The organism is Pseudomonas sp. BIGb0164 (assembly GCF_024810135.1).
Classification (GTDB): domain Bacteria; phylum Pseudomonadota; class Gammaproteobacteria; order Pseudomonadales; family Pseudomonadaceae; genus Aquipseudomonas.
In genome coordinates this window covers 217,970-231,349 of sequence record NZ_JANUEA010000007.1, presented here as the reverse complement: position 1 = coordinate 231,349, position 13,380 = coordinate 217,970, and the positions used below count along the sequence as shown (strand labels likewise).

Below are 13,380 nucleotides of genomic sequence, written 5' to 3'. Positions count from 1 at the left end.
GAAGGCTGTGAGCACACAACAATTCCAAACCGCGCTGCCTGTTCTCAAACCCCTGAGTTTCGCCGTGCTCTGCGCGCTCTACAGCCTGACGCCGCTGCCCGCGCTGGCCCTGGACAGCAACGCGTTGCCCACCAACGGCCAAGTGGTCGCCGGCAGCGGCACCATCAGCAGCAGCGGCAATGTGATGACCGTGCACCAGGGCAGCGACCGCCTGATCACCACCTGGGACACGTTCAATATCGGCAGCGCCGCCCAGGTGAATTTCCTGCAGCCGGGGGCGTCTTCGGTGGCGCTCAACCGGGTCACCGGCAGCGACGGTTCGCAGATCCTTGGGCACCTGAATGCCAATGGCCAGGTGTTCCTGATCAACCCCCAGGGCGTGCTGTTCGGCGCGGGGTCGATGGTGGACGTGGGTGGGCTGGTGGCCAGCTCGCTGAACATTTCCAACAGCGACTTCATGGCCGGCAAATACGTGTTTTCCGGGCCCAGCGGTGGCGCGGTGATCAACCAGGGCACGATCAGTGCGCGGGATGGCGGCAGTGTCGCGTTGCTGGGCAGCCAGGTGCGCAACGAAGGCACGGTGGTCGCCAAACTCGGCTCGGTGGTGTTGGGCGGTGGGGAAAAAATCACCCTGGATTTTACCGGTGACGGCCTGATCAACGTCGAGGTCAACGACCCGGCGATCGGCGCCAGTGTGATCAACCGTGGGCTGCTCAGTGCCAACGGCGGTGCCGTGGCCATGACCGCCCGCGACTCCCAGGCCATGCTCAGCAATGTGGTGAACAACGAAGGCGTGATCGAAGCCCGCAGCCTGCAACAGCGCAACGGCCGCATCATTCTCGATGGCGGTGACAGCGGGGTGGTGGTCAACAGCGGCGTGCTCGATGTGTCGGGCAAGAACGCCGGCGAGCGCGGCGGCAACGTGACCATGACCGGCCAGTACGTGGGCCTGTTCGACAGCGGCCGCATCGACGCCGATGGCGACATCGGCGGCGGCACGGTGTTGATGGGCGGCGATTACCAGGGCAGCGGCAACCTGCACCAGGCCGACAGCACCTTCATGGGCAGCGATGCGCGCATCAGCGCCAATGCGTTGAGCCAGGGAGACGGCGGCAAAGTGATCCTATGGTCCAAGGACAACACTCAATTTTATGGCGGCATCAGCGTGCGCGGCGCCGGCAGCCAGGGGCGTGGCGGGTTGGTGGAAACCTCCGGGCATGCGCTGGATGTGATGGGCGTGGTTGACCTCAGCGCGGTGTCGGGGCAGGGCGGCACATGGCTGATCGACCCGTTCAACATCAACATCACCCGCACCGCCAGCACCGGCACCTCCAGCAGCACACCCTTTACGCCGAATGCGGGGGCCAGCTCCAACCTCAGTTCAGCAACCCTGAATGCCTCGTTGTCGGAAGGCGCGAACATCCTGGTGACCACCTCTTCCGGGGCGGGCACGTCCGGGGACATCAACGTGCTCGACAACGTCAAGGGCGTGGGCAACGCGACCCTGACCCTGCAGGCGCACCGCAATATCGTGATGACCAACACCAGCATCAGCAATGGCACCGGCAAGACCCTCAACGTGTCGCTGGTTTCCAACTTCAACAACAGCGGCAACGGCTCGGTGGCCCTGAGCAACGCGAGCATCAGCACCAACGGCGGCAACCTCACCATCAGCGGCGCGGTCGACCCGGCGACCTCCTGGGCCAGCACCAACGTCAGCAATGGCGTGGGTATTTCGTTGACCAACGGCACGCGCATCAGCACCAGCGGCGGTGACATCACCTTGCGCGGCGCCACGTCCGCCAGCCTGGCCGCCGGCTCCACCGCGACGGCGATCAACATCAGCCGCAGCACCCTGGACGCCGGTGGCGGCAACATCAGTATTACTGCCGTGCAGGCCAGCAGCACGGGCAGCGGCGATGCCTTCGTGCTGACCGGTGGCAGCAATATCGTGACCTCGGGTGTGGGCTCCATCACGGTGGACAGCACCAACCTGGGCAGCGGCAACGGCACGCGGATCTTCAGCACCAGCAACACCATCGCGGCCACCGGCAGTGGCAATGTCACCCTGCGTGGCAGCGCGGTGTCGGGCAGCGGTGTGCTGGTGTGTTCGACGGCGGCGTCGTCGGCTCAAATTCTGAGTGTGGGCAGCGGCACCTTGACGGTCCAGGGCGCTGCGACATCGGGCCGTGGCGTATTCCTGGCGGCCTCCACCACCGGCGCGGTGACGCTGAGCGCGGGGGCGGGGGGCGATATTGTGGTTGATGGCCGCAGCGCCGGCGACTCCGGCACGGTGGTCAACTCCACCGGCACCGCGTCGGTGATCAACCTGACCACCCTGGACGGCAACCTGTCGCTGAGCGGGACGGCCGGCGCGGCGTCTGCTGCGCCGGGCTTGAGCATTCGCAGCGGGGCGTCGGGGGCGGGCAATGGGGTGAATATCCTGTCGGGCAGCGGCGATATCCGCCTGCAAGGCACGGCGCTGGGCTCGGGGCCGGGGCTGCAATTCACGGCCACCAACGCCCGGGGCTTTAACAACGTGATGACCGGTGGCAGCGGCGACCTCACCGTCACTGCGCGCAGTGCCAGTGGCGCGGCGTTGAGCTTCGACAACGGCACCAACACCTTGCAAGTGGTGGACGGCACCCTGCGCCTGGACCTCGACACGCCGTCGGGCAATTACCTCAACCAGGGCAACGGCACCTCCTCCATCCTGGCCACCGGCAGTGGCGCGGTGCTGATCAGCCGTGGCGGGCTGATCCACAACAGCCTGCTGGACACCACCTCCGAGCCGACGCGCCAGTATCACCAGAGCCAGATGGTCGGTGATACCTGGCGCCAACCGCTGACCGGTGACTACCACCTCACACCGCTGGGCAGCGCTGCGGACCAGGTGAACATCGACGTGGCCCAGGGCACCGCACCATGAACGACCCGGTGTTTTCCCTCGAAGCCTTCGAGTACCTGTGCTACAGCCGCGACCACGAGGGTGGCGCCCGTGAACTGGTGCGCCTGCTGCAATTGATCGACCGCAACTACGGCAAGCTGTCGGAGCAGTTTTCCCTCAGCGTGTCGCCTGCGCTCACGCCCGGGGAGCTGGAAAGCCATGTGCTCACGCGGCTGACTTGCGCGATTACCGCGTTGTTCTCCGACCCGGGGTTCAGCATCAGCCCGGGTGGGTTCGGCCAATTGATCAACCTGCAACGCTGGCTGTCCTCGTTGTTTGCCGCCAGCGCCTTTATCAACGCCGACCACATCCTGCGCTCACTGAATTTGCTCGGGCCTGGGGGCAACGGCTACCGCATCGCCGAACAGGACCTGGTGAAGTTCTGCCTGCTGTATTCACCGGAATCCCAACTGCCGCTGGATGTGGAACTGCTGTGGGCACAGAACCCGACCCTGGCGGCGGCGCTGTTCATGGCGCTGATGTCGCCGCGTTTTCTCGGCACGCCGGCTGCGCACTCCAAGCGTGAAGCGCTGCTGGCCTGGTTGCCCGGGCGCCTGGAGCAGCTGGATAGCCTGGATACGCTGCCGCTGAACGTGCTGCACGACGTGTACATGCATTGCAGTTACGCCGACTTGCCGCAACGCCACCGCATCAAGGCCTCGATCAATACGCTGATCGAACGCAAGCTCGACAGCGTGGGCATTCACAGCGTGCCTACGGGCGTTGCGCCGACGCGTGAAAAACCGTTGATGCTGGTGTTGCTGGAATGGTTCTCCGGTGGGCATTCGATCTATCGCACCCACTCGTTGACGCTGGAAGCGGCGCGGCGGGATTTTCACGTGGTGGCGGTGGGGTATGCGGCCAATGTGGATGCTCTGGGCCGCGCCGTGTTCGACGAATTCATCGAATTGCGCGAGCCCGACGACCTGTTTGCCTGCCTGCGGCAACTCACCAACCTCGCTACCGTGCGCCAGCCCGACGTGTTCTACATGCCCAGCGTCGGCATGTTCCAGATCACGATGTTTGCCAGCAACCTGCGCTTTGCACCGTTGCAGGTGGCGGCGCTGGGGCATCCGGCGACGACCGCGTCACGCCATATCGACCGCATCAGTGTCGAAGCGGATTTTGTCGGCGACCCGGCGTGTTTCACCGAGCGCCTGCTGCAACTGCCCGCCAATGGGCAACCCTATCGGCCCTCCGCCATTGCGGTCGACCTGCCGGCTGCCGTGCGCGAAGACACGCCCTGGGTCAACATCGCCGTCGCCGCCACCACCATGAAACTCAACCCGACCTTCCTGCGCGCCTGCCAGGCGATTGCCGTGCGCACCTTGCACAGCAGCGGCAAGCGCGTGCGTTTTCACTTTCTGGTGGGGCAGGCCCAGGGCTTGTTGTTCCCGCAACTGGTGCGGTTGATCGAGCGCTACGTCGGCGACGCCACGGTGTACCCGCACCAGCCCTACGCCGACTACATGGCCACGCTCAATGGCTGCGATATGTTCCTCAGCCCGTTCCCGTTCGGTAACACCAACGGCATCATCGACGCCTTCACCGTCGGCCTGCCGGGCGTGTGCAAGACCGGGCCGCAGGTATTCGAACATATCGACGAAGGCCTGTTTCGCCGCGTGGGGTTGCCGCTGTGGAGCATTGCGCCTACCCATGAAGACTACGTGGACGCGGCGGTACGGATGGCGGGGAGTTATGCCGAACGCAGTGCCCTGTATCGGCACCTGGAAAGCTGCAATCCACTGGGCGTGCTATTCAACGGTGACCCCCACGCCCTAAGCGCCGCCCTATCGACGGCTGTAGTGAGCGGGTTTACCCCGCGCCGCGGTGCGTCAGATACACATGAGGTACCTGACACACCGCGGCGCGGGGCAAGCCCGCTCACTACAAACTGATTCAGGCCCTTGTGGTGAAGGGCCATTGAGCAGGATCATCACCGCCTCAATCGTCGTGGAGCCGGTGTCACTCATGAAGCGCCATTTCGAAGACTTGCAGCTGGGCAGCATCGAGTTGTTCTGCCTCGCCGCCGAAGCCAGCAGTTTCACCGCCGCCGCGCAGGTGGCGGGCGTGACGCCGGCGGCCGTGAGCCGCAGTGTCTCGCGCTTGGAAGAGCGCCTGGGCTCGCGCCTGTTTGTGCGCACCACCCGCAGCATCCGCCTGACCGACAGCGGCCGCACGTTCTTCGAACAATGTCGCCAGGCGTTGGGCCAACTGGTGGAAGCGCAACAGGAAGTGATGGGCGCGCAGTCCGTGCCGTCCGGCCTGTTGCGCATCAGCATCCCCACCACCTATGCGCACCACCGCTTGCTGCCATTGTTGCCGACGTTTCGCGCGCTGTACCCGCATGTCAGCGTGGACATCCACGTCAGCAACCGCAATATCGACTTCGTCGCCGAAGGCTACGACCTGGCGGTGCGTGTGCGGGCCCAGCCGGACTCATCGCTGATCGCGCGCCTGCTGGAAGACGCCGAACTGGTGGTGGTCGCCGCGCCGTCCTACTTGCAACGCGCCGGTGTGCCGCAGAGGCTGGACGACCTGCCTGGGTTCGAATGCATCCAGTACGAACTGCCGAGCAATGGCCGGCGCATTCCGTGGCTGTTCCAGGTGGACGGCAAGGATCGAGAGTACGCGGGGGAGGCGGGCTACAGTTGCTCCGACGATGTGCTGGGCGGGGTGACCCTGGCCAAGCACGGCGCCGGGTTGTTTCAGACCTACAAGTTCATCGTCGAGCAAGAGCTGGCCGACGGCAGCCTGGTGGAAGTGTTGAAACCCTTCGGCGGCCGCTCGCGACCGTTTACCTTGCTGTATCCCCATGGGCGCTTTGTGCCCCATCGGGTGCGGGCGTTTGTGGATTTCCTGATGGCGTGTCGTGACGAGTGGGCGGCGCCGTAGAGGCGGCAATGTCCCATGTCAGCAGGAGCTGGCTGATCGCCGCGTTGATGGTTGCGTGCGGCACGTTATCCCGCGCCAAAATCGAAACGCCCTGCAAAAAGCTGTCAAACACCGACGCCATCGCCGCCACGTTGAGCGTGTTCGGCAACTGCCCCGCGTTCACCGCCCGTTCAATGCACGCCACGATGCCCGCCCGGGTTCGTGCCCGTGACTGGGTCAACGCGTCGGCTACCCGCGCATTTTCCGGGCTCGGGGCGCTCATCACGCCCAAGGCCACCATGCAGCCTTTTGGGTGCCCATCCTCACACTGCATGCGGGCCGACTGGCGCAAGGCGGTTTCGACGGCCTGGCGCGGTGGCAGGGTTTCGTCCCACAAGCATTCGGTGACTTGGGCGTAGGTCGCCAGGTAGCGCTGCACGCACTCATCGAACAGCGCCTCCTTGGAGCCGAACGCGGCGTAAAAGCTCGGCGCGGAAATGCCGCCACCCAGGCCGGCCTTGAGCTGGGCGAGGGAGGTGGCGTCATAACCGTGCTGCCAGAACAGGTGCAAAGCCTGGTCCACAGCCTGGTCACGGTCGAAATTGCGGGGGCGGCCCATGGTTGCCATTACCGATCTCCGGTGGAAAACGAGATAAATACTAGTCGATACATAAGTCGTTGACAACGCGTCGTGTGCGCCTGCAACATTTGTATCGATCAGTATTTAAGTCTGCCCAAGGAGTTTACCGTGACCCCCTCAATCACCTTATCGGCCGCGTCCGACCGCCTGCCTATCGGCGCCTTGCTTGCCCTGGCGATGACTGGCTTCATCTGCATCGTCACCGAAACCCTGCCGGCCGGCCTGTTGCCGTTGATCAGCGACGGCCTGGCGATTTCACCGTCGATGGCCGGGCAGATGGTCACCGCCTACGCCCTGGGCTCGGTGCTGGCGGTGATTCCCATGACCATCGCCACCCGGGGCTGGCGTCGGCGCAATGTGCTGCTGCTGACCATCGTCGGGTTTCTGCTGTTCAACTCCATCACGGCGCTGTCGTCCCATTACGGCGTGACCCTGGTGGCGCGGTTCTTTGCCGGTGTCGCAGCCGGATTGGCCTGGAGCCTGCTGGCCGGTTACGCCCGGCGCATGGTCGCGCCCCATCAGCAGGGCAAGGCGTTGGCCCTGGCGATGGTCGGTACGCCGATTGCGCTGTCGCTGGGCGTGCCGCTGGGCACCTGGCTGGGTGGGCTGGTGGGTTGGCGCACCACGTTTGGCCTGATGTCGGCGCTGACGTTGATGCTCATTGTGTGGGTGCTGGTGAAGGTGCCGGACTACCCGCCACAGGCTGCGCACCAGCGCTTGTCCCTGGGCAAGGTGCTGACTACCCCCGGCGTGCGCCCAGTGTTGGCGGTGGTGATCAGCTGGATGCTGGCGCACAACATTCTGTACACCTACATCGCGCCGTTCGTGGCGCCTGCAGGGTTGGCGGAGCGGGTCGACCTGGTGCTGCTGGTGTTCGGTATCGCCGCGCTGGCCGGGATCTGGCTGACCGCCAGGCTGGTCGAACCGCTGCTGCGCAACACCGTGCTGGTGAGCCTGGCGACCTTTGCCGCGGTGAGTGTGTTGTTCGGCTTGCTGGGCAACGTGCCCCAGGTGATTTACCTCGGGATCGCCGTGTGGGGCCTGAGCTTCGGCGGTGCCGCGACCCTGCTGCAAACCGCCCTGGCGGACGCGGCGGGCGACGGCGCGGATGTGGCACTGTCGTTGAATGTGGTGGCGTGGAACAGCGCCATCGCCGGCAGCGGCGTGGTGGGCGGGGTGTTGCTGGATACCTGGGGCGTTGCATCGTTTCCGTGGGCGATGGTGCTGTTGATCGGTGTGTCGTTTGCGATTGCCTGGGGCGCGCGCAGCCATGGGTTCAAGCCAGGGGCGCGAGCGGTAGGAAAACCTACAGTCGTCGGGCACTAATCGTACAATGCTCTGTCAATAATTCCCGCAATATCATCCACTTGGCTCCGCACCGCGGAGCCTGCCGCTTCATTCCTATTCGAAGATTTAATGCATGCACCTACGCAAAATTGCCGTTGGGCTGTCCGCCCTTGTTTTGCTCTCCACCGGGGTCAGCGCCCGCAGCCTGCCCGACCTGTATTCCGCGCAGGAAAAACGCCTGTCGTTCGACGCCTGTGCCGACCTGTTTCCCGCTGCAACGCCCATCAACACCGCCTCCGTGCCGGCCAGCATGAAACCCCTGGCGTTGTGTTCCGATCACTTCGCCGTGCTCTACTCGCAAACCAGCAAGACTCCGCTGGTGGTGGTTGAACGCCTGAACGCCGCGCAGTTGAAAGACGCCAAGGGCGAAGAGCGCACCAACCAGTTCTACGCCGACCCGCGCATCCCCAAGGGTGGGCGTGCCGAGTTGAGTGACTACCGCGCCCAGCACATGGACCGTGGCCACCAGTCCCCGGCCGCTGATGCGCCGAATGCCAATGCCATGGCTCAGTCCTTTGCCCTGTCGAACATGGTGCCCCAGGACCCCACCAACAACCGCAAGATCTGGAGCAAGGTCGAGGCCGACGTGCGCAAGTTCGCCGTGCGTGCCGGCGGCGACGTGTATGTGTTCACCGGGCCGCTGTTCGATGCCGGTTACGGCACCATCGGCGACAACCAGGTCTGGGTGCCGACGCGCCTGTTCAAGCTGGTGTATGACGCGTCAAGCCAACGTGCCTGGGCCTATGTGTTGCCCAACGCCGAGACGCGCATTCAAAAACCGATGGACTATGAGACCTTCGTGAAGAGCACCGGGCTCAAGTTGCTGGGCAACCTTCCGGTGTCGGGATCGGTCGGGCGCACCTGACCGTCATTTGGACTTTTTCAACGCCTTCAGACGCTGGGTCGCCCGTTGTACGGCGGCCATCTTCTCGGGGCGTTTCATGCGTTTCCATTTGCGGATGTCATCCTTGCTGCGTCCGCAACTGACGCAGAGGTCGCCGCTGAGTTGGCAGATGGAAATGCACGGGTTCTCGATGTCTTTGGCCAACGTATTTTCACCAAAAAAATAATTGTAGTGAGCGGGCTTGCCCCGCGCGGCGGTGTGTCAGGTACAACGCGGCGCGGGGCGAGCTTGATCATTGGGGTGTATCGGGTGGATCGGGTGTACCGCGGCGCGGGGCAAGCCCGCTCACTACAGGGTCCAGGTGGTGTTTGAGGGTGTAGAGGGCTACGCCGACGGCCAGGATACCTGAGACGGCGCCGACGACCAGCGCCCAGCGCGGGCCTAGGTGGTCGGCGACCCAGCCGACGATGGGCGCGCCGATGGGGGTGCCACCGAGAGCGACGGCGACGCGCAGGGCGATCACCCGGCCGCGCATGTGCGGTTCGGTGGTCAGTTGCATCAGGCTGTTGGTGGTGTTGCTGAAGGTCATCGCGCCGACACCGATGATCACCAGCGCAATCGCGAAGGTCCAGTAGTTGGGTGCCAGGGCCGCCAGGGTGCAGCCGACCCCGAACACGGCCGCGCCACTGAGCAGTGATTTGAACTGCGGCCGCTCGCGACCGGCAGCGAGCAGGGCGCCGGCGATGGTGCCGATGGCCAGGGTCGAGGTCAGCAGGCCGTAGCCGCGTGCATCGGCGTGGAACACGCTGACGGCCATGGTCGAGATGAAGATCGGGAAGTTCATGCCGAAGGTGCCGATCAGAAACAGCATCAGCAGAATCGCCTTCAGGTCCGGCCGTGCCCACACGTAGCGGATGCCTTCGGTGAGGCTGCCCTTGGTGCGCAGTGCCCGCACCTTGGTGCTTGGGTCCGAGACCCGCAGGAAGAACAGCGACATCAGCACGGCAAAGAAACTCGAACCATTGAGCAGGAACGCCCAACCGGTGCCCACTGATGCAATCGTCACACCGGCCACGGCCGGGCCGATCATGCGCGCCATGTTGAACGAGGTGGAGTTGAGCGCGATGGCGTTGGACAAGTCCTTCTCGGCCACCAGTTCGGCGACGAAGATCTGCCGCACCGGCGCATCGAACGCCGACGCGCAGCCGGACAAAAACGCGAACACATACACCTGCCACAACTGCACCAGGCCGGTGACGGTCAGCACGCCCAGGGTCAGTGCCAGCAGGCCCATGACCGCCTGGGTCACGATCAGCATTTTGCGCTGGTCAAAGTGGTCGGCGGCAAAGCCGGTCCAGGGCAGCAACAGCAGTTGCGGGCCGAACTGCAGCGCCATGACGATGCCCACGGCCGACGCGTTGTGCGGCGTCAGTTGGGTGAGGACCAGCCAGTCCTGGGCGGTGCGCTGCATCCAGGTGCCGATATTCGACACCAGTGCGCCAGCGGCCCAGATGCGGTAGTTGGCGCTGCGCAGGGAACGGAAGGTGCCAAGAGCACTCATGATGGCTGCGACGTGTTGCCACCGTGGAAACGGCCAAAGTGCCGCGCCATGAACAGGCTCATCAACAGCGCGCCAAGCCCGAGCGCGAGCAGATGGCTGGTGGGCTTGAGGTCGAACTCACCGACGCGGCCGAGCAGCAGGTAGGCGACCAGCAGGTTGAAAAAGCCCCACACCACGTTCACCGTCGACGACGACAAGCCTTCACCACGAGGCCGCGCAAAGGGCGTCTGGAACGCTTCGCCCCTCACGCCACTGACGCAATGCGGCACCGCATTCGCCAGGAACGCGCCACCAAAAAAGTAGGACAGCAGGTCAAGCCATTGCATGGTCAGGCACCTCGTGTGGCAGGTCGGTCAAAAATCGGCGAGACGCTCCAGCAGTTTCACCGCAGCGGCGAGTTCATCGTGTTCATGGGGCGACAGTTGTTCGTGCAGGGCGCGCAGCAGCCAGTCGTCTTTGGCGGCGCGGCTTTCGGTCAGGTGCTTGCGCAAGGCGGGCGTCAGGGTGATCAGCGTCTGCCGGCCATCGCTGGGGTCTGGCTGGCCGCTGACCGCCTGCATGGCCTCAAGCCCGGCCACGGTGATGCGCATCGATTGCGGGCGCACGCTTTCGGCGCGGGCGAGGGCGGACACGGTGGCCGGGCCGTCGCGGTCCAGGCGCAGCAGTACGGACTTTTGCGCCGAGGTGAAATCGTTGGGGTGGGTCTGCTCGCGCAGGCGGCGGCTCAGTTTGCCCAGGGAAATGCGCAGTGCCGCGGCCAGGGCGGCGGAGTGGGGGGCGGACGTTGCAGAAGAGTCGGTCATGCCTGAACCCTAGCACCCATGCAGGAAAACTGTACAGTTTGACTGCATTAAACTTTTTTCATAAAACGCAGTGCTTCATCAAAGGCCAATAAACCAAGGCTGGCGCCACCTTGCGGTTTATACTTGCCCCCCTCGCAACCCACCCATTCACACGAACCGAGAACCCCATGAGCACCTCTCTTCCCATCGCCCCCGTGCGCAAGCCCGTCGCGCCGTTGGTGGCCTTTATTTTCCTGGTGCTTGGCGCCGTGTTCCTGCAAACCAGCGTGGGCGCGCACCAGGTGCTGTTGCTGGTGGTCGGTGCGGCGCTGGGCCTGACCCTCTATCACGCCGCCTTTGGCTTCACCTCGGCGTGGCGCGTGTTCATCAATGATCGGCGCGGCGCCGGCTTGCGCGCCCAAATGGTGATGCTGGCGGTGGCGGTGTTGCTGTTCTTCCCGGCGTTGGGAGCCGGCACTTTGTTTGGCCAGCCGGTGGTCGGGCTGGTGGCGCCGGCCGGGGTGTCGGTGGTGTTTGGTGCATTTATCTTCGGTATCGGCATGCAGTTGGGCGGCGGCTGTGCGTCGGGCACCCTGTTCACGGTGGGCGGCGGCAATGCGCGCATGCTGGTGACGCTGTTCTTCTTTATTTGCGGTTCGTTGATCGCCACCCACCACGTGGACTGGTGGTTCTCGCTGCCGGCGTTCCCGGCGATTTCCATCGTCAAGAGCTTCGGCGTGGCGCCGGCCATGGGCCTGAGCCTCACGGTGTTTGCCCTGATCGCGGTGATCACCGTACGTCTGGAAAAAGGCCGCCACGGCCAGTTGGAAGCAGGCGTCACCAGTGAGCACACTGGCCTGCGCCGCTTTCTGCGTGGCCCGTGGCCGTTGGTGTGGGGCGCGATTGGCCTGGCACTGCTCAACTACGCGACCCTGGCCCTGGCCGGTCGCCCATGGGGCATCACCTCGGCGTTCGCGCTGTGGGGCGCCAAGGTGGCGAGCGGCCTGGGGGTGGACGTGGCCAGTTGGGCGTTCTGGCAAATGCCGGGCAATGCCAAGGCCTTGGCCGCGCCGGTGTGGGAAGACATCACCAGCGTCATGGACATCGGCATCGTGCTCGGTGCGCTGCTGGCGGCTGGCCTGGCCGGGCGTTTTGCGCCGAGTCTCAAGATCCCCACGCGCTCGCTGGTGGCCGCGGTGATCGGTGGCCTGCTGCTCGGCTATGGCTCGCGCCTGGCGTATGGCTGCAACATCGGCGCGTACTTCAGCGGCATCGCCTCGGGCAGCCTGCATGGCTGGGTGTGGCTGGTGGCGGCGTTCATCGGCAACAGCGTGGGCGTGCGCCTGCGCCCGTTCTTCTTTGCTGGCGAGCGGCCGCAGGTCGCCTTAAGCGGCTGCTGAACCTTCAACCACAGGGTGCCTGGATGATTCGAGAACTGCGGACTTTCGTATGCGCGGCGCGCAAGGGCACCTTTGCGGCCGCAGGCCAGCAGGTGGGGCTGACGCAATCGGCGGTGAGCGCGCAGATCAAGCACCTTGAAGACGCCCTGGGGGTCAAGCTGTTCGACCGCACCGGACGCTCCGCCACCCTCAATGCAGCGGGGCAGCGGGCGGTGCCGCTGGCGGAAGAGATCCTCGATATCTTTTCGCGCATGGGCACGCCCGACAGCGCCAACAACTTCCAGGGTTCGTTGCGCATCGGCGCCATCGGCAGCGTGCAGACCGGGCTGCTGCCTCAGGCGTTGGTGGCCTTGAAGCGGCACGCGCCGTTCATCGAGGTCAGCCTGGTGCCCGGCGTTTCGCTGAACCTGCTCAGCCAGGTCGACGCCGGTGAGCTGGACCTGGCGATCATGATCAACCCGCCGTTCAACCTGCCCAAAGACCTCAACATCGAAGTCATCGCCCGCGAGCCGTTTGTGCTGATCACCGCCAATGACGTGCCGGGCGATGACCCGTTGCAGATCCTGCGCGAACAGCCCTTCGTGCGCTACGACCGGGGCTCGTTCGGCGGGCGGCAGGTGACGCAGTTCCTCAAGGAGCAAAAAATCCAGACCCAACTGGCACTGGAACTGGATGAGCTGGACGCCATCGTCAAGATGGTGCGCAGCGGCCTCGGCGTGTCCCTGGTGCCCCTGGCCGGGTTGTGGCTGGAACATGACAGCGACGTGCGGGTTTTGCGATTGGACAAACTGACGTTTTTCCGCGAAATCGTGTTGCTGACCAAGTACACCCAGCGCCAACTGCCACTCTTCGAATTATTTCGTTCGTGCGTCATCAGTGTGCTGGACGCGCCCCAATAGGGCGCGAGCATCGAAATGATTGAGGCTCAGGACCAAGGATATGCGCTTTATCCCCCGGTCTTTCTGGTGAAGAATCGAGTTCTGAA

Annotated in this window: 12 protein-coding genes; 7 read left to right on the top strand and 5 right to left on the bottom strand. The window is 64.5% G+C overall.

The features are described from left to right. The first annotated feature begins 7 nt into the window (after positions 1-7). The 3 genes from M2394_RS19855 (at position 8) to M2394_RS19845 (ending at position 5,842) form a co-directional block, all read left to right on the top strand. Positions 8-2,929: a filamentous hemagglutinin N-terminal domain-containing protein gene (locus M2394_RS19855; RefSeq protein ID WP_259173908.1), complete on the top strand. Its 2,922-nt coding sequence runs from the start codon at positions 8-10 to the stop codon at positions 2,927-2,929. Then, positions 2,926-4,845 carry a peptide transporter gene (locus M2394_RS19850; protein WP_259173903.1) on the top strand — a complete coding sequence of 640 codons (1,920 nt, stop codon included), beginning with the start codon at positions 2,926-2,928 and terminating at the stop codon, positions 4,843-4,845. Before M2394_RS19855 ends, M2394_RS19850 begins: the two co-directional genes overlap by 4 nt. A gap of 73 nt (positions 4,846-4,918) precedes the next feature. Further along, the gene (locus tag M2394_RS19845) at positions 4,919-5,842 is read left to right on the top strand and encodes a LysR family transcriptional regulator (protein WP_259173902.1); all 924 of its coding nucleotides are present in this window, start codon (positions 4,919-4,921) and stop codon (positions 5,840-5,842) included. Here M2394_RS19845 and M2394_RS19840 read toward each other — a convergent pair. Further along, a complete protein-coding gene (locus tag M2394_RS19840) occupies positions 5,745-6,449 on the bottom strand; it encodes a TetR/AcrR family transcriptional regulator (protein ID WP_259173900.1) in 705 nt (234 codons plus the stop codon). The two genes, M2394_RS19845 and M2394_RS19840, sit on opposite strands and share 98 nt — an antisense overlap. A 120-nt stretch (positions 6,450-6,569) precedes the next feature. Here M2394_RS19840 and M2394_RS19835 point away from each other — a divergent pair, with 120 nt between their 5' ends. Both M2394_RS19835 and M2394_RS19830 read left to right on the top strand, forming a co-directional pair. Further along, positions 6,570-7,787 (top strand): MFS transporter, encoded by a 1,218-nt coding sequence (locus tag M2394_RS19835; RefSeq protein ID WP_259173898.1) that lies wholly within the window; start codon positions 6,570-6,572, stop codon positions 7,785-7,787. A gap of 94 nt (positions 7,788-7,881) precedes the next feature. Beyond that, positions 7,882-8,673: a DNA/RNA non-specific endonuclease gene (locus M2394_RS19830; RefSeq protein ID WP_259173894.1), complete on the top strand. Its 792-nt coding sequence runs from the start codon at positions 7,882-7,884 to the stop codon at positions 8,671-8,673. Positions 8,674-8,676: 3 nt separating this feature from the next. Here M2394_RS19830 and M2394_RS19825 read toward each other — a convergent pair whose 3' ends face one another. The 4 genes from M2394_RS19825 to M2394_RS19810 form a co-directional block, all read right to left on the bottom strand. Continuing rightward, on the bottom strand, positions 8,677-8,856 hold the full coding sequence (locus M2394_RS19825) for a DUF1289 domain-containing protein (protein ID WP_105695008.1): 180 nt from the start codon (positions 8,854-8,856) through the stop codon (positions 8,677-8,679). Positions 8,857-8,944: 88 nt separating this feature from the next. Then, entirely contained in the window at positions 8,945-10,213 is a 1,269-nt protein-coding gene (locus M2394_RS19820) for an MFS transporter (RefSeq protein ID WP_259173885.1), read from the bottom strand. After that, positions 10,210-10,539 carry a hypothetical protein gene (locus M2394_RS19815; RefSeq protein WP_259173884.1) on the bottom strand — a complete coding sequence of 110 codons (330 nt, stop codon included), beginning with the start codon at positions 10,537-10,539 and terminating at the stop codon, positions 10,210-10,212. Before M2394_RS19815 ends, M2394_RS19820 begins: the two co-directional genes overlap by 4 nt. 27 nt (positions 10,540-10,566) lie before the next feature. Then, complete coding sequence (locus M2394_RS19810) at positions 10,567-11,016, bottom strand: MarR family winged helix-turn-helix transcriptional regulator (protein ID WP_178925622.1); 450 nt, start codon at positions 11,014-11,016, stop codon at positions 10,567-10,569. Positions 11,017-11,183: 167 nt separating this feature from the next. On the opposite strand from M2394_RS19810, the gene M2394_RS19805 reads away from it, so the two are divergent. Both M2394_RS19805 and M2394_RS19800 read left to right on the top strand, forming a co-directional pair. Continuing rightward, positions 11,184-12,395 (top strand): YeeE/YedE family protein, encoded by a 1,212-nt coding sequence (locus M2394_RS19805; RefSeq protein ID WP_178925623.1) that lies wholly within the window; start codon positions 11,184-11,186, stop codon positions 12,393-12,395. 23 nt (positions 12,396-12,418) lie between these two features. After that, positions 12,419-13,294 carry a LysR family transcriptional regulator gene (locus tag M2394_RS19800; RefSeq protein WP_259173882.1) on the top strand — a complete coding sequence of 292 codons (876 nt, stop codon included), beginning with the start codon at positions 12,419-12,421 and terminating at the stop codon, positions 13,292-13,294. Positions 13,295-13,380 lie beyond the last annotated feature (86 nt).

Coding starts and splice junctions, on each gene's coding strand:
- M2394_RS19815 (WP_259173884.1), bottom strand. CDS start 10,539: ATGCAATGGCTTGACCTGCTGTCCTACTTTTTTGGTGGCGCGTTCCTG.
- M2394_RS19840 (WP_259173900.1), bottom strand. CDS start 6,449: ATGGCAACCATGGGCCGCCCCCGCAATTTCGACCGTGACCAGGCTGTG.
- M2394_RS19830 (WP_259173894.1), top strand. CDS start 7,882: ATGCACCTACGCAAAATTGCCGTTGGGCTGTCCGCCCTTGTTTTGCTC.
- M2394_RS19820 (WP_259173885.1), bottom strand. CDS start 10,213: ATGAGTGCTCTTGGCACCTTCCGTTCCCTGCGCAGCGCCAACTACCGC.
- M2394_RS19810 (WP_178925622.1), bottom strand. CDS start 11,016: ATGACCGACTCTTCTGCAACGTCCGCCCCCCACTCCGCCGCCCTGGCC.
- M2394_RS19800 (WP_259173882.1), top strand. CDS start 12,419: ATGATTCGAGAACTGCGGACTTTCGTATGCGCGGCGCGCAAGGGCACC.
- M2394_RS19850 (WP_259173903.1), top strand. CDS start 2,926: ATGAACGACCCGGTGTTTTCCCTCGAAGCCTTCGAGTACCTGTGCTAC.
- M2394_RS19805 (WP_178925623.1), top strand. CDS start 11,184: ATGAGCACCTCTCTTCCCATCGCCCCCGTGCGCAAGCCCGTCGCGCCG.
- M2394_RS19845 (WP_259173902.1), top strand. CDS start 4,919: ATGAAGCGCCATTTCGAAGACTTGCAGCTGGGCAGCATCGAGTTGTTC.